The sequence below is a fragment of the Bacteroides sp. LFL-34 genome (genome assembly GCF_027257075.1).
Lineage (GTDB): Bacteria > Bacteroidota > Bacteroidia > Bacteroidales > Bacteroidaceae > Bacteroides > Bacteroides ovatus.
The window spans coordinates 15,847-34,017 of the sequence record NZ_JAPQKZ010000029.1 but is presented as its reverse complement, the minus strand read 5'-3'; the positions used below and the strand labels follow the sequence as shown (position 1 = coordinate 34,017).

Below are 18,171 nucleotides of genomic sequence, written 5' to 3'. Positions count from 1 at the left end.
TTGCACAAAATTGATTGGTAACTGTTATATTGTCATGTGGATACTTATTATAAGTCTGGTGTTGCTGGGTGTCATTGCGCTGATAGCCGGAATTATCCGCAACAAAAGACTGCAAAAGAAAATAGAAAAGGGCGAACTGGACCGTATGCCGGAAGTGAAGGAAGTAGATGTGGAATGCTGCGGACAACACGAAGTATGCGAACGGGATAGCCTGCTGGCAGCTGTCAGCAAAAAAATAGAATATTACGATGACGAAGAACTGGATCAGTTCATTGGCAGGGCAGGAGATGCGTATACAGAAGAAGAAACAGAAATGTTTCGGGATGTATTGTATACGACACTGGATGTAGAAGTGGCCGGATGGATACGTAGCCTTCAGCTCCGTGGCATTGAATTACCGGATGATCTCAAAGACGAAGTTTTTCTGATTATCGGAGAAAGAAGAAACGTAGAAGTAAAAAAAGCAGATGAGAGGTGATGGATTTACTACAATATACATTCTTTCAACACGCCCTATTGGGAAGTCTGCTGGCAAGCATTGCCTGTGGGATTATCGGTACATATATCGTAACCCGCCGCCTGGTATTTATCAGCGGAGGAATCACTCATGCTTCTTTCGGAGGGATCGGGTTAGGATTGTTTGCCGGAATTTCCCCGATACTCTCGGCAGCCGTATTCTCGGTATTATCGGCTTTTGGTGTCGAGTGGCTTAGCAGACGGAAAGATATGCGCGAAGATTCTGCCATTGCAGTATTCTGGACGTTAGGGATGGCACTCGGAATTATGTTCAGCTTCCTGTCGCCGGGATTTGCGCCTGACCTGTCGGCTTACCTCTTTGGCAATATCTTGACCATCAACCAAATCGACTTATGGATGCTCGGCATATTGGCACTAATACTGACCGGATTCTTTTATCTGTTTATCCGCCCTATCGTATATATTGCTTTTGACCGTGAGTTTGCACGTTCGCAAAAGATTCCGGTAGAGATATTCGAATATGTGTTGATGATGTTCATTGCGCTGACAATTGTAGCCTGCCTGCGTATGGTAGGCATCGTACTGGCCATTTCTCTTCTCACCATTCCACAGATGACAGCCAACTTGTTCACTTATAGTTTCAAGAAGATTATCTGGTTATCAATCGGCATCGGTTTCTTGGGCTGCCTGGGTGGATTATTTATTTCTTATCACTGGAAAGTTCCTTCGGGAGCTTCCATCATATTCTTCTCTATCCTGATTTACGCTGTTTGTAAAATCGGAAAGAGTTGTTGCAGGAAAAAGTCATAATAATAGATAGTATATGGAAATCAAAATTCAATCACTGGAAAGTATCCATGAAGCAGCCCGTGAATTTATCGCTGCTATGGGCGACAACACTGTATTTGCTTTATACGGAAAGATGGGTGCCGGCAAAACGACATTTGTCAAAGCGCTCTGCGAAGAATTGGGCGTAACGGATGTTATCACTTCTCCTACTTTTGCCATTGTCAACGAATACCGTTCGGACGAAACCGGAGAATTAATCTATCACTTCGATTTTTACCGTATCAAGAAACTAAGCGAAGTGTATGACATGGGCTACGAAGACTATTTCTACAGTGGCGCTCTCTGCTTTATCGAATGGCCGGAACTGGTAGAAGAATTACTTCCGGGAAATGCCGTAAAAGTAACGATTGAAGAACTGGAAGACGGAAATAGAGTAATCAAACTATGACCGGACAATATATCGTACAAGGAATCTTTGCGCTAGCAGGAATCGTCTCCCTGCTGGCGTCATTGCTGAACTGGGACTGGTTCTTTACAACGCGCAACGCACAAACCATTGTCCGGAATGTAGGACGCAACCGGGCAAGACTCTTCTATGGGATACTGGGAATTATCATCATTGGAATGGCTATATTCTTCTTTGTGGAAACACGGAAAGCCATCACTCTTTGAGACATTTTTTCAGACAAAAGAACATAAGTACAAAAGACTACAAAAATATGTTCTTTTGTTCTTATGTCTAAAGCAACTGTCGTGACTTCATCTCCAGATACTTATTAATCACATCAATCGAAAGATTCTCCGGTGTAGTTAATAAAGAATAGATGCCATGTTGTTTCAAAGTAGATACAATCAGCCGCTTCTCATAAGCGAACTTTTCTGCAATCACGTGCCGATAATACCCTTCCGTATCTTTTGCCGGTTGGGCGATATATTCCTTCAAATCGACATCTTCAAAAAAGACTACAAGCAAACGGTGCTGGCGGTTTAGTTGTTTCAGGTAAGATAATTGACGGTTCATTCCTCCTATGCTCGAGAAGTTAGTATACAGTACCAGCAGGCTACGTTTACTGACATGTTTGTTCAAATGAACGCAAAGAGCCGAGAAGTCTGTCTCCCCAAAAGTGGTCTGTTGACTATAAAGACTTTCCAGCAATGTCTGCATATATCCCGATTGCTTGGAAGCAGGCACGAAAGTATCGAAGTGTTCATCGAAAGTCACTAATCCGGCTTTATCTTCTTTCTGCATAGCAACATACGAAAGCACCAGCGAAGCATTAATTGCATAATCCAGCAAGGTCATTCCACAGAAAGCTTGCTGCATCACTCTACCTTTATCGATCACATTATAAATCTGCTGTGAGCGTTCGTCCTGATACACATTCACCATAAGTTCATGCCGGCGGGCACTTGCTTTCCAGTTAATCGTACGGTAATCATCCCCCTTTACATACTCTTTAATCTGCTCAAACTCCGTATGATGCCCAACCCGGCGAATACGCTTTATTCCCAATTCAGTCAGATTATCACTTATTGCCAACAATTCATATTGATGGAGCATCAGATATGACGGGTACACTTTGATATCCAAAGGTTCTGCACAAGTATAGCGCCGGGATATAAAGCCGATTTTCCCGGTCACAAAAACTCTAATATGACCGAAAGAGTAAACACCACGATGAGTAGGTCGAAGACGATAGGTAACTGTTTTTCCCTCGTTTGCTCCAAGCTTCACCTGAAAGTCGACATCACGTTTCTGAAAGATAAAAGGAATCTCATCTATGATTTCTAAAGATACAGGATGCGGATAACTACTTTCTACCCGAATACTTACTTCATTTTCGTCGCCATTAGAGAAACGGTCGGCACACTGGCGGAAAGCACGGATTCCACGAATACGATAAAGAGAATATACGTCTGCCAGTACCACCAAAAGCAAGACAAAAAGTGCCCACTGCCCGATAACAAAGAACGGAGCAAAAACATATCCGCTACCCAACAACAGGATAACCAAGACAAGGGCAATATAGAAACGACGAGTTAGAAACAAATGAATTATGATTTATGAATTATGATTTATAATTTCTTGGGTTTACGATTTCTTCAACTTACAATTTACGTACTGTTTATAATTTACGATTTATGATTTCTTCGATTTATGTTATGAATAGAGTCAGACATCCAACGCGCAGCCCAAATCATAAATCAGAACTCATAAATCATAAATCTTTTCATTTTGGTACTTCCACTTTATCAATTAAGCGTTGCGTCACTTTCACTGGAGAATAGCCTTCCATTTCAGCTTCCGCAGTCAGGATCAGACGGTGCTGAAGTACATAAGGAGCTACAAACTTGATATCTTCCGGTGTCACAAAATCACGTCCCTGCAAAAGAGCATACGCTTTCGACGATTGCAGCATGGCTACAGATGCACGTGGAGAAGCTCCCAAATATACAGCTCTGCTGGTACGGGTCTGCTGTACAATCAATGCGATATATTGGAGCAACGTGCGGTCTACAAATACCTGATTCATGAAAGCACGAAGCGACAACAGTTCTTCTTTGGTAATAGCGGGAGTGATGTCGTCCAACTTCACCAATGCGGCATTGGTATGATGACGTTCCAGGATATTCACTTCCTCTTCCAATGAAGGATAATCCATCGTTATCTTCATCAGAAAACGGTCGAGCTGTGCTTCGGGAAGTTTGTATGTTCCCTCCTGCTCTACCGGATTCTGGGTAGCCAAAATCGTATAAAGATCTCCCATCCGGTGAGTCGTTCCATCAATACTGATCTGGCGCTCTTCCATTACCTCAAACAAGGCAGCCTGTGTCTTGGCAGGAGCACGGTTGATTTCATCGACCAATACAATATCCGCAAAAATCGGTCCCTGATGAAAATCAAAACCATTGGTTTTCATATTAAACACAGTCGTACCTAATACGTCACTCGGCATTAAGTCCGGAGTGAACTGGACACGACTGAAGTCTGCATCAATCAGACGAGCTGTCAAACGGGCCAACAGTGTCTTCGCAACTCCCGGAACACCTTCTATCAATACGTGTCCATTCGCCAAAATCGCTGTCAGTACCAAATCGACTGTCTGCTCCTGCCCTACTATGACGGAAGCAATCCGGTCTTTCAACTCTTGTATCTTCTCGGAAAAGAGAGTTAAATCTACTCGCTGTTCTGTATTCTCTTCCATAAATTTCTTCTTTAGATATGATTGATTATTTCATTCATTTTATCGATATATACCTTCATCTGCTCCGCATCAATAACACGTCCTCCGTAGATCACGGGTCTGACTTCGCGGATAAATTTAGCAATCTCTCCGGCATCCATTCCGGTTTTCCGGGCAATCCGGTGGAAAGAGCGTTCATCGTCGGCCACTTCTTCAATATCCACTTGAATCTCTCTCCGCAGTTCTTCGGCCAAATAGGAAAACTTCTTGCGAACTAAATCCGCGTGGTCTTTCTTCTGAAAATAAAGCGTGCCTATCAGTTCGGTAAATTCAAGAGATTTATTGGCCGGCTCGTGAATAACAGGGATCACCCGTTGCCGCCTCTTCGCTGTGAATATCATAAAGAGTATGATGGTAATCATCGTCAGATACAAAGCCCAACGAAGCGGCTGATGTGCCAACAGATAACGGAAAGGTGATTGCTGCACCTGTGCAGTTTCTTTCATGTACCCCTCCGTGCGAACGATGGGAAGCTTCCCCATCTGCGACAACAAACGGAAGATATAGGTTGCATTTTTGCCGTCCAACATTCCGTAATTGGTAAAAATCAAAGGAGTGGAAACTAAAATAACTTCTCCTTTCCCCCACCGACGGGACATCGCTACAGGCATATAAACAAGACTATCCGTTGTCAACGAGTCCGCCTCGGTTTCATACCGGAACTCATTCGACTCAAAAACTCTTTGTGCCAACACCCTTTCCGGAAGTGAATCTCCCCAAAAATAAGAGGAGCACAACTGGGGATAAAAATAGAAAGTCTGACGGGGATAAACCGTCGAATCTCCTATCCAATGCAAGCTATCCTTTTTCATAAATGAAGTTGCATATTTCTTCAAAGCCATCGGACTGAAGTAAGAATAGTAAGACCTGAACTGCAAGGTATCTTCCAAATATCTGCCGAACAAGGTACTCACCAACATGATCTTATCTCCGCGTTCCGCCATTTTCAACAGAGCGTTTACATCGACGTCCGACAATCGCAAATTATCAGAGATAACCAATATACCTCTGCGTTGCGTCGTATCTTCCTGCTCCAATTGATAAAGACTTTTCCTCGAAAAAGTGTAGCCCTGTGGCAAAGAAGAAGACAATACGGTATCGAATACTGCACATCCGAAAGGTTGCTCGTCATGATGTCCGAAAGTGGGCTTCCACACAAAATTCTTCGGCAAATGATATTCTATTGCAAACATGATGAATAGAAAAGCGACAATAAAGACAATAAACCAGCGACTTCCTTTCATGAGACGCCTCCTTTCTCTATTTCTTCCTGCAAGGTCTGCATTACCCGGAAAAGTTCTTCCGTCGCCTCAAAGTTGCCATAACGTACCCGCAGGAAATGATTGGTCAGTTGCCTGAAAGCCGGTAGCCGGACTTCATTGATATACTGGGTAGGCGTTTTATAAAGTTGCCAGTCAATACGTTCAGCGTCACTAAGTTGTTTCAAAGTTTGCAGATAGAGCAAACGTACTGCTTCCCGGTAATTCTGACGGGAAAGCGCTTCCGCAATCCCTCCCGGAAAATCTACTCCGTAAATGGTGTCTTCTTCAACTGTATAAGGCAACGCATTTTTATGCGAGACCATAAACAATTCCGGGCGTTTCCGATAGACAAACCAAACAATCAGCAATAAAAGAAGAATGGCAATACATACCAGGATAAGCCCTGAATACTCTTCAGCAAAATGACTGCCGAATATTTTACGCAACAACTCCCCAAACTGCCGACTGATCCACTCAAAGACATTCATCTCCGGAGTAATCAGTTCACAATTATAGTTGTATGCCGGATCAGACTGCCAGAGGGCAATCTGCGCCGTATCACAGACTAGTGTATCAGCCGGGGAAGTGAGATTCATCTAGTGGAGGTTTGGTTTAGAGTTTATCAAAATTGTCAATATCACTTTCTACCGTTATGCTGTCCACCACTTCCGATGCATGACCATACTGATAAACCAGACCGACGATACCGAATATAGCCGATAAGTAAGAACCATACAACATCAGGATAGAGAACAAATATTGCGCAAAGTTCAGTCCGACTGATGAAGAGGTTGCACCTCCGTCACTCATCGTAAAGATCATTTTTACAATATAGATCACATACCAGGGTATAGAAACGATTCCTTGTAACACACTGGCAATAATCCCCATCACAATTAAAATTAGAAAGACGCCTCCCCAGGTAGCAAATCCCAACCGGAATGTTTTTGCAAATGCCTCACCCAACGAAATGTCTTCAAATAAGTAGATGGGAGCCATTAATGCCAAAGGAACCATAAAGGCGAATAAAAGCGGGATGGTCAGAATGAGTGTGAAAGGTGTCAATACAGCCAATAAGACAATAAAGATCACCGCAAAGATGAATAAAAAGCTGCAGGCGATCCCCATCAAAAACAGTCTTTTAATATTACGGAGCAACAACGATTTTATATCGCCGAATACAATCCCGTTCAGGCGTTCTTCCCGTTCATTATACAATCGTACCATCGCATAAATCAAGGAAGTCATCAACAAAGCTCCCAAACATGAAAAAAAGATAACTCCTGCATAATTCAGTGCAAATGAAGGTCCCAGAGCAGCTAAAGGATTATCACTTATTCCTCCGGACGCCTGCATAGCAGTAATATCTGTCATACTTCCCATTAAACCGCTAAAGTTTGCGGCTTGAATTAAGCATATAGGGAGTATCAGATAAGTTGAATACTTAAACAATTGTTTCCAATTCTCTTTTATAAAATCAAAAGAAGCGTTCAACTTCTCACCGAAAGGACGTTTCACATACATCGCAATCTTAGGTTTCTGTGATTCCATGTTTTTTTCTATTTGGTAAATAAATATAGTAGAATATAATAAATGCCAGAGAAGTGAATATCACGCCAAGCCTCAACACATCGGGAAGCTCTGTGTGCCGGGTAAGAAAACCTTCTATAAAGCCTGCCATAATGAATACCGGAACAGTGCCGATCACTATTTTCAAGCCTCGCTTCGCTCCTCTTCTGAAAGATTCCAGGCGAGAATAGGTGCCGGGAAACAGCCAGCCGTTGCCCAAAGCCAATCCGGCGGCACCGGCTACGATAATCGCCCAGATTTCAAGCGTTCCGTGCAACCAGATGGCAAGACTGGATTCCCACAACAAATCGTGTTGATAAAAGAATGTTTGAAAAGCTCCTACCATGATACCATTGGAGAGAAGCATATACCCTGTTCCAAAACTGGTCAGCAATCCCATTGCAAAGCAGTTGAAAGAGACCATCACGTTATTAAGTGTAATGCCCAAGAACATCGGTACTTCGGAAGAACCATTATATACGGCCATCGGCTCACCATTGGCAATATTGTCGAGTGTCATATCCACATAACCGTTTCCCAATATCAGCCGGACAAAATCCGGGTCATTCGCTGCTGATAATACGCCGATTAATGCGCTGGCAACAAAAATCAAAAAGGAAGTCAGTAATTCGCGCCGTGCATCGTGCATGGTTCGTGGTACTTCCTGTGTCCAGAAGGTAACAATCCGTGTCCACTTCTCGCGTTTATTGCGGTAGATTTCGTTGTGCAACGCTGAAGCCAGATTATTCAGATAAATAGTAATACGGGAAGTTGGGAAATGTGTTTGGGCAAATGCCAGGTCAGCTGTCAAGTCCGTATACGCATCGGCTAGTTGGTCGGGGGACAGACTTGCCGCCCGCTCCACAACTTTCTCTGTCTCCTTCCATTTTTCAATGTTCCGACGAATAAACGTTACTTCTTTCATGCTTTTCAATAGATTTCGGATAAGTTTTGTCCGAAACCGGAAGCAAAAATAAGAGAATTATGATATATTTGCAACGGAATCCTAAAAATGTTTAACCTGAAATGGCAGAATCTACGATAATAACCGGACAATTCGTTCGTATCAGCCAAACACCCGCCAGTATCGGCGAACGACTGATGGCTTTAATCATCGATTATTTTCTGATCGGGCTTTACATCTTGTCCACTATTACGCTCTTGTCTAAATTAAGTTTACCGTCAGGATTCAGTTTGTTCTTTTTTCTGTGCGTCGTTTATTTACCGATTCTCGGTTATTCTTTTCTTTGTGAAATGTTCAATCACGGACAGAGCTTTGGCAAAAAACTCATCAATATCCGTGTCGTAAAAGTAGACGGTTCTACTCCAAGCATCGGCTCTTATCTGTTACGATGGCTTCTTTTCCCAATTGATGGTCCCATCACAAGTGGCCTTGGACTTCTGGTCGTTTTATTGAATAAGAACAACCAACGATTAGGGGATCTAGCTGCCGGTACTATGGTGATTAAAGAGAAAAACTATCGTAAGATACATGTCAGCCTGGATGAATTCGACTATCTGACCCAAAATTATCATCCGGTATATCCGCAATCGGCTGATTTATCTCTCGAACAAGTGAATGTAATTACCCGGACTTTGGAATCCAGCGAAAAAGACCGGGCAAGACGTATCACGGCACTTGCCAAAAAAGTACAGGAATTACTTTCCGTTACTCCCCGTGAGAGTAATCAAGAGAAATTTCTTCAGACGATACTTCGCGATTATCAGTATTATGCATTGGAAGAAATATAACCAGAATACGCTGTTTCAGACTATTCAGGCAAGGGATTATTCTCACTGTAGTGAGAATTAATTCTCATAGCAATGAGTATTTTTTTCTCATAGCTGTGAGAACTTTTTCTCATAGCATAAAACTGTTTGAGAAAAAGCCCGCAAAAAAAAGGGGTATACTCACAGAGCACACCCCTTATCTTAATTTTATCTGCAATGAGACCGGATGTCGTTTAGTCCACCTGTCCCAGAGAGTTTCCGTATTCCATTTCTCCCTGAACCACAAAGAGGACTTCTTCAGGATCGTATTCTCCTATTTCATCCTTTTTGGCTTCCTTTACAATGTAAGCCACAACCTCTTCCAAATCGATGTTAACATAACCGTCTTCATCGGGTTGAGCGTCGAGAATGCCACTTTCAGAGTAATACTCGTCGATTAAATCGAGAAAATAATACAATTCATCGTCCGAGAACTTCTCTTTCAGTTCTTGAGGCAGATAGTTTTTGATAAACTCGATGGTCTTTTCGTCATCGGCATCTGCTAATAAAAAATCGTCTTCCAGTCCCATTTTTTTAAGTATTAAGTGATAAGTATTAAGTATTATCGACTATAAAAGCTTCTTCACCTTTTCTGCGAATACCGGTTTGCCAACTGCACCTACCTGTTTGTCTACTATTTCACCGTTCTTGAAAAACAATACAGTAGGAATATTACGGATACCATATTCAGCAGCCATATCACCATTTTCGTCTACATCGCACTTACCGATGATTACTTGTCCTTCAAACTCCGCAGCCAATTCTTCAATGATAGGAGCCACCATCTTGCATGGGCCACACCAAGGAGCCCAAAAATCTACAACAACCGGTTTTCCTTCTGCAAGAACCTCTTTATAGTTGCTGTCTGTAATTTCTAAAGCCATTTTTTTAAGTATTAATTATTAAATGTTATTTCGTTAGCTTATTCTCGCCACAAATATAATCAATTTATATGAAATCCCAGTTCCGGACGTTCCTTTAAATATGTTATTAAATCCCGACCCACCGAAAGCTTAATCGGACGGGAAATCAAATCAATTGACATGTGGCTTACATCGGCATCATCCGTCACTTTAAAATACAGTTCCGTATTTCCCGGATGTTCCTTAGTCAGAGTGGCAAGTTCAGTAACCAAAGCCGAGTTCAAGACTGACAGAGGAATGATAATCGTGATCTTCTGCACCAGTTCTTCTTTCACATCGGGAAGAAGTTCCATTGAGGTGATTTTCACCTCCAATTCATCCTGCCGCCATTGTTTGGCTTGGCAACGAGCCTTAATATATAGGAACGTTCCTTCGTTGAGATATCCCTGATAAGTCACCCAGTCATTTCCCCAGAATGGGATTTCGGTAGAACCGGAATAATCTTCAATCTTAGCAATACCATACGGATTTCCATTCTTGCTGACTCCGCGACGAACACTAGTCACAATCCCTCCCATCGTTATTTCACGACCAACAAGTGCAGCTTTATCTTCCAAATCCGCCATCCGTGTATTGCAGACATGTTCCAATACGATAGAAAATTCATCCAGCGGGTGAGCGGAAAGATAAATACCTACCAAATCACGCTCACGATTCAGACGATCGAGATCACTCCAACGTTCTACACCTTGAGGTATTTCAGGAGTTGCAACATCAATAACGTTTTCACCACCGAACAAAGAGTTGAAAGCAGCTGCCTTATCTGCCTGATAGCGGTTACCATAGCGCATCAATGTTTCCAGAAATACTTCACCCTTAGAATTTACAGCAAAGTATTGCTCCCGCTTCAGTTCCGGGAAACTATCAAACCCTCCGGCTAATGCCAGACACTCCATATTCTTCTTGTTGCAGGCATTCAGGTTGACACGTTGCACAAAGTCGAATATACCAAGGAAAGGACCATTCTTACTACGTTCCTCCATAATACTATGGACAGCAGCTTCACCCACACCTTTGACAGCCCCTAGTCCGAAACGGATATTACCATCATGGTTTACTGTAAACTTCAGGTTACTTTCGTTTACATCCGGTCCCAGCGTCTGAATACCCATTGCCTTACATTCGTCCATCAGTTTCGTAATATCGGTAATGTTCGACAAGCTTCGGCTCATCACAGCAGCCATATATTCAGGAGGATAATTAGCTTTTAGATAAGCGGTTTGGTAAGCTACCCACGAATAACAAGTAGCATGTGATTTATTGAAAGCGTATGACGCAAACTTTTCCCAGTCGGTCCAGATTTTTTCAAGAACTTTCGGGTCATGCCCGTTCTTACGCCCACCTTCAATAAATTTAGGTTTCATGTGGTCCAGCTTGTCACGCAGCTTCTTACCCATCGCTTTACGGAGTGCATCAGACTCACCGCGGGTAAAGTCCGCCAATAAGCGCGACAGAAGCATCACCTGTTCCTGATAAACCGTAATACCATACGTATCCTTCAAGTATTTCTCCATTACCGGAATATCATACTCAATCGGCTTACGCCCATGTTTACGGTCGATAAAATCAGGTATATAATCCATCGGCCCCGGACGATAAAGGGCATTCATGGCGATCAAATCTTCGAATGTAGAAGGCTGCAATTCGCGCAGGTATTTCTGCATGCCGGCAGATTCAAACTGGAATGTACCAATCGTCCGTCCGTCACTATATAATTTATAAGTAGCCGGATCGCAGATGTCTATCGCATCGACGTCTACTTCAACATTACGACTTAAACGGATATTTTCAACGGCCTCTTTGATAATAGACAAAGTTTTCAGACCAAGGAAGTCCATCTTAATCAATCCGGTATCTTCAATCACCGAACCTTCATACTGGGTAACAAGCATTTTTTCGCCCGTTTCCTTATCATCAGCAGTGCTGACAGGTACCCAGTCGGTGATATCGTCACGACAGATAATCGTACCACAAGCATGTACACCTGTACCACGTACGTTACCTTCGAGCATCTTAGCGTACTTGATCGTATCCCGTACCAACGGATCGGATGATGCTTCCGCAGCTTGTAGTTCGGGAACATATTCAATCGCATTCCGCAAGTTCAGTTTCTTATCAGGAATCTTATCCGGCACTAATTTAGCCAATCGGTCAGACTCCGATAGAGGCAGCTTTTGCACACGGGCAACATCCTTGATAGCTAACTTGGTAGCCATTGTACCATAAGTGATGATATGAGCTACTTTTTCCTGACCATATTTATTCGTTACCCAACGAAGTACCTCTCCACGCCCGTCATCATCAAAGTCCACATCGATATCGGGCAAGGAGATACGGTCCGGATTCAAGAAACGCTCAAACAGCAAATCGTACTGGATAGGGTCGATTTTCGTAATTCCCAGACAATAGGCCACCGCCGAACCGGCAGCCGAACCACGTCCCGGACCGACCGACACACCCAATTCCTTACGTGCCGCATTGATAAAGTCCTGTACAATCAAGAAGTATCCTGGGAAACCCATCGTTTTCATGATATACAGTTCAAAGTTCATTCGCTCTTTGACTTCTTCCGACAGAGGTTCACCATAAATTCTCTTAGCTCCGTCAAAAGCTAGTTTCGCCAAGTAATCTCCTTCAAGTTTAATACGATAGAGTTTATCATAGCCACCCAAGCGTTTGATTTTTGCTTTCGCATCCTCTTCACTCAATACCACATTACCGTGCTCATCTTGAGTAAACTCATCAAACAGGTCTTTTTCCGTAAACTTCGCCCGATAGCCTTCTTCCGTCCCAAAATCTTCGGGAATAGCAAAAGTAGGCATGATAGGTGCATGGTCGATGGAGTAATATTCTACCTTGTCAAGAATCTCCAGCGTATTGCTCAACGCTTCGGGAACGTCGGCAAAGAGTTCGTTCATCTCTTCGCGTGTTTTCATCCATTCCTGTTTGGTATAAAGCATACGGCTAGGATCATCCAAATCCTTACCGGTACTCAAACAGATCAAACGGTCGTGCGCTTCCGCATTCTCTTCATCTACAAAGTGAACATCATTCGTACAAATTAGTTTGACATTGAACTTCTTAGCATATTCAATCAGATATTTGTTCACATTTACCTGCAACGGATAACATTCGTGATTAGCACGGGGAACAGTCGCTTTATGACGCTGCATCTCCAGATAATAATCATCCCCAAACAGGTTCTTATACCATTGTATGGCTTCTTCGGCTTCTGCAAATTGCCCGGCAGTAATCCGCTTCGGCACTTCACCACCGAGACAGGCCGAACAAACAATAAGTCCTTCGTGATATTTTTCCAGTTCGCTACGATCAGTACGCGGGCGCATATAATATCCGCGTGTCCATGCGTGCGATACTAATTTAATAAGATTATGATAACCTTTTTCATTCTTAGCCAATACAATCAAGTGATAACCACTTTGGTCGGGCTTACCTTCTTTTAAGTCCATAGTGCGGCGCGCAACATACATTTCACAACCGATGACAGGTTTGAAAAGCTTGTTTTCCGCTTCCACTATCTTAGCTTTGCAGGCAGCAATCTCCGCTTCTTTATCCGCGCACTCTATTGTGCCGGCCTCAATTCCTGCAATTCGCTTCTTCAGGTCTTTGACTTCACCTTTCGGACCGCTGTTCTTTTTATTAACGTAGTTCGTAAATTCCTTAATACCGAACATATTTCCATGATCGGTCACGGCAATACCCTTCATCCCATTTTGCATGGCTTTATCGACCAGACGAGCTACACTAGCCTGACCATCCAACAGAGAATATTGAGTATGGACATGTAAATGAACGAAATCCTGCATAATGATAAGTAGTTAATTTGAAGGCATAAAATTACTACCTCTTGGGTTATAAACAAAAATAATCCTCAAAAAGTTATCAACATTCGCATTTCTATGCTCATTTACTTGCTGATTTTTTAAATTAAGTATATTTTTGCAGACAATATCATTAAACAGCATTCATGGGCCGACTAAAGAAATTGAAGAAAATACGTATTCACCGCGAAGGAACACATATATTATGGGCAAGCTTTTTGCTATTGCTATTGATTAATGCAGCTCTTTATTGGGGAATCGATTGCAAAATACCTTTTTATGTGGTAGCAGTAGCGAGTATAGCAGTCTATCTGCTGATGGTGAATTTCTTTCGATGTCCGATCCGTCTCTTCGGGCAGGACACTGAAAAGATTGTCGTAGCACCCGCCGATGGAAAAATCGTCGTCATCGAAGAAGTGGATGAAAACGAATATTTCCATGACCGCCGCTTAATGGTATCTATTTTTATGAGCATCGTGAATGTACATGCCAACTGGTATCCGGTAGATGGTACTATTAAAAAGGTAGCGCATCATAATGGCAATTTTATGAAAGCATGGCTGCCGAAAGCCAGCACAGAAAACGAACGTTCTACGGTAGTGATCGAAACTCCGGAAGGAGTGGAAATACTCACCCGGCAAATCGCCGGAGCAGTGGCACGCCGTATTGTCACCTACGCTGAAGTAGGAGAAGAATGTTATATTGACGAACACATGGGATTTATCAAATTCGGTTCCCGCGTGGATGTGTATTTACCCATTGGCACGGAGATTTGTGTCAAAATGGGACAATTAACGACCGGTAACCAAACGGTTATCGCCAAATTTAAATAATTCTGTCACAATGACAAACGTTATTAAAAATAGTATTCCGAATACCGTAACCTGCCTGAACCTTTTCTCCGGTTGTATTGCTTGCGTCATGGCTTTTGAAGCAAAATATGAGCTGGCACTACTTTTCATTGCTTTAAGTTCCATTTTCGATTTCTTCGACGGATTGTTGGCTCGTATGCTCAACGCACATTCCATTATCGGAAAAGACTTGGACTCATTGGCAGATGATGTCAGTTTTGGAGTTGCTCCTTCACTGATCGTATTCTCTCTGTTCAAAGAAATGTATTATCCGGCAAGTATGGAGTTCATCGCTCCTTACCTACCTTATTTGGCATTCTTGATTTCTGTTTTTTCAGCATTGCGCCTGGCTAAATTCAATAATGACACGCGACAGACCAGTTCTTTTGTGGGACTTCCGGTTCCCGCCAACGCTCTGTTCTGGGGTTCTTTAGTGGCGGGTGCACATGACTTCCTGATATCAGACAACTGCCATCCTGTCTACCTTCTTATACTTGTCTGTCTGTTTTCCGGACTGCTGGTATCAGAAATACCGATGTTTTCGCTGAAATTTAAAAATCTGTCATGGAATGACAACAAAATCAGTTTTATATTCCTGATTATCTGCATTCCTCTTCTTATATTTCTTGGAATCAGTAGCTTTGCCGCCATCATTGTATGGTATATTTTACTTTCACTTTTTACAAGAAAAAGTAAATAAACAATCTCTTGGCACGTTTGTTGTACTATGAGTTTTATCGAAGTAACAACATAAAAATCATAGCCCGATGCATATACTTTTATTCATACTCATTTTTATTATTGCCATTTTCGTATTTGGCCTTTCTATTATCGGCTTCATACTAAGAACGATTTTCGGATTAGGACGTGGTTCTTCTTCATCACGCCCGAAACAAACGGAATCGGGACGTACAAGCCAACAGGACTATGGCCAAAGAGATCGCCGTTCAAATGATGATGAAGAGGAAATATATTCCGAGAATGTTCCGGAGAAAAGACATAAAAAAATATTCACCCAGGACGATGGTGAATATGTAGATTTTGAGGAAATCAAATAAAACAGGATACTGCTTTTATTTTCGTTTCGCAGCAAAGAACTCTTTCATTAATGTAGCGCATTCGTCAGCCATTACCCCTTTTACAACCACCGTTTTAGGATGTAGAGCCGAACCGGCATATTTCTGATAGCCGCGTTTTTCATCTTCAGCGCCAAATACAAGTTTACCAGTCTGTGCCCAAGCAATAGCTCCGGCACACATTACGCAAGGTTCAACCGTGACATACAGGGTACATTCGTTCAAGTACTTGCCACCAAGCACATTGGCAGCAGCTGTAATAGCCTGCATCTCGGCATGAGCCGTTACATCATTCAATGTTTCTGTGAGATTATGGGCACGTGCGATAATCCGCTCCTTACAAACCACGACAGCTCCAACGGGAACTTCCCCCCGCTCGGCAGCCTTTCCTGCCTCTATCAAAGCTTGTTTCATGAAGTAAATATCGTCCAGCATTCCACCCTTTAATTTTGAATCTATTATTTTTATTATCCCCCTATCGTCTCATGTCGTGTTCACCAAAAAGGGTTGGATAATCTTCTTCCATATTCTTATGAATAAACATGAGAATCGTTTCACGAAGCCAACGTGACTTGTTCGTTATCTTATATTTCTCAAGATAACGATCTACAATCAGCTGTTCTTCGTCGCTCAATAAAATGCTCATCCGTCGTTCCCTTTTGGTACACTCGACATGCATTTTCAGGCACTTCTTACTCCTTTTTCTCATATCTTCTGCAAAATTACTTTTACTTCTGTAAATACAAAGAATAAAAGCAGTAAATTTGCAAAAAAAGATGGCTAAACATAATGATTTAGGAAAAGCCGGAGAAAATGCCGCCGTAGCTTATCTTGAACAGAAGGGGTATCTCATCCGTAACCGGAACTGGAGAAAAGGACATTTCGAACTGGACATTGTAGCAGCAAAGGATAATGAACTGATTGTAATAGAAGTGAAAACCCGCAGTAATACTCTGTTTGCAGAGCCGGAAGATGCTGTTGATTTACCTAAAATAAGACGTACGGTACGCGCAGCGGATACCTATATCAGATTGTTTCAGATTGACTCTCCTGTACGCTTTGATATCATTACGATAGTAGGCGATGAGATAAATTTCAAGGTTGAACACATAGAGGAAGCATTTTATCCTCCTTTATATTAAAGTTCACTACAGAAGATGCAGAATACATAGAGTTATTATATAATCGAATCATTATGAATGTAGAAACTGTCAGAGAATACTGCCTCAACAAGAAAGGAGTTACCGAGTCTTTCCCTTTCGATGATGTATCACTTGTTGTCAAGGTGATGAACAAAATGTTTGCTCTCATCGATTTGGAAGAAGCCAATCACATCGCATTGAAATGTGATCCGGAAAAAGCGATCGAACTACGCGAACATTATTCAGGAATTGAAGGAGCTTATCATTTTAATAAAAAATACTGGAACAGTGTTCGTTTTGAGAGTGACGTAGACGATAAACTGATGAAAGAACTTATCGATCACTCTTATGATGAGGTAATCAAGAAATTTACTAAAAAGTTACGCGCAGAATATGATGCCCTCCCCTGATATATTCCCGGTTCCATTGATTCATATCAGCGAGACTAATTCTACCAACAACTATCTGCAGTCTCTCTGTTCTAAACAAAAAGTGGAAGAACTCACTGTCGTAGTCGCCGACTTTCAGACTTCCGGTCGTGGACAACGCGGCAACTCTTGGGAATCAGATTCCGGTAAGAATCTTCTTTTCAGCATCGTCATCTTCCCTGAATTCCTGGAAGCACGACGCCAGTTTCTCATTTCACAGATTATTTCTTTGGCTATTAAGGAAGAACTGGATACCTATACCACCGATATCTCTATCAAATGGCCGAACGATATTTATTGGAAAGAAAAGAAAATATGTGGAATGTTGATAGAAAACGATCTGATGGGACGGAACATCAGTCAAAGTATAGCAGGGATTGGAATCAATATTAATCAGGAAACGTTTCACAGTTTTGCCCCTAATCCTGTTTCACTGCGACAAATTACAGGAAAAGAGTTCGATCTATTTGAAATACTGAAGAGCATCGTATTGCGTATCCAATCTTATTATAGTTTACTTAAAAAAGGCAATACGGAATCAATAGTCTGCCAATATGAAATGTCTCTTTTCAAAAAGGAAGGAATGCATCGTTTTAAAGATGCCAACGGTGAATTTCTTGCACGAATCATTTGTGTAGAACCCGAAGGAAGATTAATACTGGAAGATGAAATACTAAACAAAAGAGGCTATATGTTTAAGGAGGTGGAATATTTACTGAAATAATCATCACTTAACAAACTATTATTGCTACATTGTGTTGAAAAAATAAATATATTTGTAAATTAGCAACCTTATA

At 42.1% G+C, this 18,171-nt stretch carries 22 protein-coding genes; 11 read left to right on the top strand and 11 right to left on the bottom strand.

Going from position 1 to position 18,171, the window contains the following annotated elements; translation table 11 throughout:
- The first annotated feature begins 34 nt into the window (after positions 1-34).
- From N5O98_RS16980 to N5O98_RS16965, 4 genes are read left to right on the top strand one after another with little or no spacing between them, the layout of a single operon-like run.
- Positions 35-478, top strand: a complete 444-nt coding sequence (locus N5O98_RS16980) for a hypothetical protein (RefSeq protein ID WP_032811120.1) — start codon at positions 35-37, stop codon at positions 476-478.
- Entirely contained in the window at positions 478-1,287 is an 810-nt protein-coding gene (locus N5O98_RS16975; protein WP_004307944.1) for a metal ABC transporter permease, read from the top strand. Before N5O98_RS16980 ends, N5O98_RS16975 begins: the two co-directional genes overlap by 1 nt.
- A 13-nt stretch (positions 1,288-1,300) precedes the next feature.
- The gene (gene tsaE, locus N5O98_RS16970) at positions 1,301-1,714 is read left to right on the top strand and encodes a tRNA (adenosine(37)-N6)-threonylcarbamoyltransferase complex ATPase subunit type 1 TsaE (protein ID WP_004299267.1); all 414 of its coding nucleotides are present in this window, start codon (positions 1,301-1,303) and stop codon (positions 1,712-1,714) included.
- Complete coding sequence (locus N5O98_RS16965) at positions 1,711-1,938, top strand: immunity 17 family protein (RefSeq protein ID WP_004307942.1); 228 nt, start codon at positions 1,711-1,713, stop codon at positions 1,936-1,938. Before tsaE ends, N5O98_RS16965 begins: the two co-directional genes overlap by 4 nt.
- Before the next feature lie 67 nt (positions 1,939-2,005).
- On the opposite strand, the gene N5O98_RS16960 is transcribed toward N5O98_RS16965, so the two are convergent.
- The 6 genes from N5O98_RS16960 to N5O98_RS16935 all read right to left on the bottom strand — a co-directional run bounded on the left by N5O98_RS16960 (position 2,006) and on the right by N5O98_RS16935 (position 8,267).
- Entirely contained in the window at positions 2,006-3,316 is a 1,311-nt protein-coding gene (locus N5O98_RS16960) for a DUF58 domain-containing protein (RefSeq protein WP_118161228.1), read from the bottom strand.
- Positions 3,317-3,497: 181 nt separating this feature from the next.
- Positions 3,498-4,472, bottom strand: coding sequence for an AAA family ATPase (locus N5O98_RS16955; RefSeq protein WP_004316285.1), 975 nt, complete (start codon positions 4,470-4,472; stop codon positions 3,498-3,500).
- 11 nt (positions 4,473-4,483) lie between these two features.
- Positions 4,484-5,755 carry a DUF4350 domain-containing protein gene (locus N5O98_RS16950; protein ID WP_004316287.1) on the bottom strand — a complete coding sequence of 424 codons (1,272 nt, stop codon included), beginning with the start codon at positions 5,753-5,755 and terminating at the stop codon, positions 4,484-4,486.
- Positions 5,752-6,369: a DUF4129 domain-containing protein gene (locus N5O98_RS16945; protein ID WP_004316289.1), complete on the bottom strand. Its 618-nt coding sequence runs from the start codon at positions 6,367-6,369 to the stop codon at positions 5,752-5,754. The genes N5O98_RS16950 and N5O98_RS16945 overlap by 4 nt, the downstream gene beginning before the upstream one ends.
- A 16-nt stretch (positions 6,370-6,385) precedes the next feature.
- Positions 6,386-7,324, bottom strand: coding sequence for a hypothetical protein (locus tag N5O98_RS16940; RefSeq protein ID WP_004316290.1), 939 nt, complete (start codon positions 7,322-7,324; stop codon positions 6,386-6,388).
- Complete coding sequence (locus N5O98_RS16935; protein WP_004316293.1) at positions 7,305-8,267, bottom strand: stage II sporulation protein M; 963 nt, start codon at positions 8,265-8,267, stop codon at positions 7,305-7,307. Before N5O98_RS16935 ends, N5O98_RS16940 begins: the two co-directional genes overlap by 20 nt.
- Positions 8,268-8,368: 101 nt before the next feature.
- Between N5O98_RS16935 and N5O98_RS16930 the strand changes: the two genes are divergently transcribed.
- The gene (locus tag N5O98_RS16930; protein WP_004316294.1) at positions 8,369-9,094 is read left to right on the top strand and encodes an RDD family protein; all 726 of its coding nucleotides are present in this window, start codon (positions 8,369-8,371) and stop codon (positions 9,092-9,094) included.
- Positions 9,095-9,306: 212 nt separating this feature from the next.
- Here N5O98_RS16930 and N5O98_RS16925 read toward each other — a convergent pair whose 3' ends face one another.
- From N5O98_RS16925 to dnaE, 3 genes are read right to left on the bottom strand one after another with little or no spacing between them, the layout of a single operon-like run.
- Entirely contained in the window at positions 9,307-9,642 is a 336-nt protein-coding gene (locus tag N5O98_RS16925; RefSeq protein WP_004306577.1) for a hypothetical protein, read from the bottom strand.
- Positions 9,643-9,681: 39 nt separating this feature from the next.
- Positions 9,682-9,996: a thioredoxin gene (gene trxA / locus N5O98_RS16920; protein ID WP_004306576.1), complete on the bottom strand. Its 315-nt coding sequence runs from the start codon at positions 9,994-9,996 to the stop codon at positions 9,682-9,684.
- A 59-nt stretch (positions 9,997-10,055) separates the two neighbouring features.
- The gene (gene dnaE / locus N5O98_RS16915) at positions 10,056-13,862 is read right to left on the bottom strand and encodes a DNA polymerase III subunit alpha (RefSeq protein ID WP_008025066.1); all 3,807 of its coding nucleotides are present in this window, start codon (positions 13,860-13,862) and stop codon (positions 10,056-10,058) included.
- A gap of 161 nt (positions 13,863-14,023) precedes the next feature.
- On the opposite strand from dnaE, the gene N5O98_RS16910 reads away from it, so the two are divergent.
- The 3 genes from N5O98_RS16910 to N5O98_RS16900 all read left to right on the top strand — a co-directional run bounded on the left by N5O98_RS16910 (position 14,024) and on the right by N5O98_RS16900 (position 15,786).
- On the top strand, positions 14,024-14,710 hold the full coding sequence (locus N5O98_RS16910) for a phosphatidylserine decarboxylase family protein (RefSeq protein ID WP_074911325.1): 687 nt from the start codon (positions 14,024-14,026) through the stop codon (positions 14,708-14,710).
- Positions 14,711-14,720: 10 nt separating this feature from the next.
- Positions 14,721-15,428, top strand: coding sequence for a CDP-diacylglycerol--serine O-phosphatidyltransferase (pssA, locus tag N5O98_RS16905; protein ID WP_004306563.1), 708 nt, complete (start codon positions 14,721-14,723; stop codon positions 15,426-15,428).
- Between the two features lie 67 nt (positions 15,429-15,495).
- Entirely contained in the window at positions 15,496-15,786 is a 291-nt protein-coding gene (locus N5O98_RS16900) for a DUF4834 family protein (protein ID WP_004306562.1), read from the top strand.
- 15 nt (positions 15,787-15,801) lie between these two features.
- Here the strand turns inward: N5O98_RS16900 and N5O98_RS16895 are convergent, their stop codons facing one another.
- Together N5O98_RS16895 and N5O98_RS16890 are read right to left on the bottom strand one after the other, a co-directional pair.
- Positions 15,802-16,239 (bottom strand): nucleoside deaminase, encoded by a 438-nt coding sequence (locus N5O98_RS16895; RefSeq protein ID WP_004299216.1) that lies wholly within the window; start codon positions 16,237-16,239, stop codon positions 15,802-15,804.
- Positions 16,240-16,279: 40 nt separating this feature from the next.
- Positions 16,280-16,513: a hypothetical protein gene (locus N5O98_RS16890; RefSeq protein WP_004299215.1), complete on the bottom strand. Its 234-nt coding sequence runs from the start codon at positions 16,511-16,513 to the stop codon at positions 16,280-16,282.
- A gap of 67 nt (positions 16,514-16,580) precedes the next feature.
- On the opposite strand from N5O98_RS16890, the gene N5O98_RS16885 reads away from it, so the two are divergent.
- From N5O98_RS16885 to N5O98_RS16875, 3 genes are read left to right on the top strand one after another with little or no spacing between them, the layout of a single operon-like run.
- On the top strand, positions 16,581-16,946 hold the full coding sequence (locus tag N5O98_RS16885; protein WP_004326250.1) for a YraN family protein: 366 nt from the start codon (positions 16,581-16,583) through the stop codon (positions 16,944-16,946).
- A 53-nt stretch (positions 16,947-16,999) separates the two neighbouring features.
- Positions 17,000-17,356, top strand: a complete 357-nt coding sequence (locus N5O98_RS16880) for an MmcQ/YjbR family DNA-binding protein (RefSeq protein WP_004307924.1) — start codon at positions 17,000-17,002, stop codon at positions 17,354-17,356.
- Positions 17,340-18,098, top strand: coding sequence for a biotin--[acetyl-CoA-carboxylase] ligase (locus N5O98_RS16875; protein ID WP_022199266.1), 759 nt, complete (start codon positions 17,340-17,342; stop codon positions 18,096-18,098). Before N5O98_RS16880 ends, N5O98_RS16875 begins: the two co-directional genes overlap by 17 nt.
- Positions 18,099-18,171: the final 73 nt, after the last annotated feature.

Coding starts and splice junctions, on each gene's coding strand:
- N5O98_RS16980 (WP_032811120.1), top strand. CDS start 35: ATGTGGATACTTATTATAAGTCTGGTGTTGCTGGGTGTCATTGCGCTG.
- N5O98_RS16975 (WP_004307944.1), top strand. CDS start 478: ATGGATTTACTACAATATACATTCTTTCAACACGCCCTATTGGGAAGT.
- tsaE (WP_004299267.1), top strand. CDS start 1,301: ATGGAAATCAAAATTCAATCACTGGAAAGTATCCATGAAGCAGCCCGT.
- N5O98_RS16965 (WP_004307942.1), top strand. CDS start 1,711: ATGACCGGACAATATATCGTACAAGGAATCTTTGCGCTAGCAGGAATC.
- N5O98_RS16955 (WP_004316285.1), bottom strand. CDS start 4,472: ATGGAAGAGAATACAGAACAGCGAGTAGATTTAACTCTCTTTTCCGAG.
- N5O98_RS16950 (WP_004316287.1), bottom strand. CDS start 5,755: ATGAAAGGAAGTCGCTGGTTTATTGTCTTTATTGTCGCTTTTCTATTC.
- N5O98_RS16945 (WP_004316289.1), bottom strand. CDS start 6,369: ATGAATCTCACTTCCCCGGCTGATACACTAGTCTGTGATACGGCGCAG.
- N5O98_RS16940 (WP_004316290.1), bottom strand. CDS start 7,324: ATGGAATCACAGAAACCTAAGATTGCGATGTATGTGAAACGTCCTTTC.
- N5O98_RS16935 (WP_004316293.1), bottom strand. CDS start 8,267: ATGAAAGAAGTAACGTTTATTCGTCGGAACATTGAAAAATGGAAGGAG.
- N5O98_RS16930 (WP_004316294.1), top strand. CDS start 8,369: ATGGCAGAATCTACGATAATAACCGGACAATTCGTTCGTATCAGCCAA.
- N5O98_RS16925 (WP_004306577.1), bottom strand. CDS start 9,642: ATGGGACTGGAAGACGATTTTTTATTAGCAGATGCCGATGACGAAAAG.
- trxA (WP_004306576.1), bottom strand. CDS start 9,996: ATGGCTTTAGAAATTACAGACAGCAACTATAAAGAGGTTCTTGCAGAA.
- dnaE (WP_008025066.1), bottom strand. CDS start 13,862: ATGCAGGATTTCGTTCATTTACATGTCCATACTCAATATTCTCTGTTG.
- N5O98_RS16910 (WP_074911325.1), top strand. CDS start 14,024: ATGGGCCGACTAAAGAAATTGAAGAAAATACGTATTCACCGCGAAGGA.
- pssA (WP_004306563.1), top strand. CDS start 14,721: ATGACAAACGTTATTAAAAATAGTATTCCGAATACCGTAACCTGCCTG.
- N5O98_RS16900 (WP_004306562.1), top strand. CDS start 15,496: ATGCATATACTTTTATTCATACTCATTTTTATTATTGCCATTTTCGTA.
- N5O98_RS16895 (WP_004299216.1), bottom strand. CDS start 16,239: ATGCTGGACGATATTTACTTCATGAAACAAGCTTTGATAGAGGCAGGA.
- N5O98_RS16890 (WP_004299215.1), bottom strand. CDS start 16,513: ATGAGAAAAAGGAGTAAGAAGTGCCTGAAAATGCATGTCGAGTGTACC.
- N5O98_RS16885 (WP_004326250.1), top strand. CDS start 16,581: ATGGCTAAACATAATGATTTAGGAAAAGCCGGAGAAAATGCCGCCGTA.
- N5O98_RS16880 (WP_004307924.1), top strand. CDS start 17,000: ATGAATGTAGAAACTGTCAGAGAATACTGCCTCAACAAGAAAGGAGTT.
- N5O98_RS16875 (WP_022199266.1), top strand. CDS start 17,340: ATGATGCCCTCCCCTGATATATTCCCGGTTCCATTGATTCATATCAGC.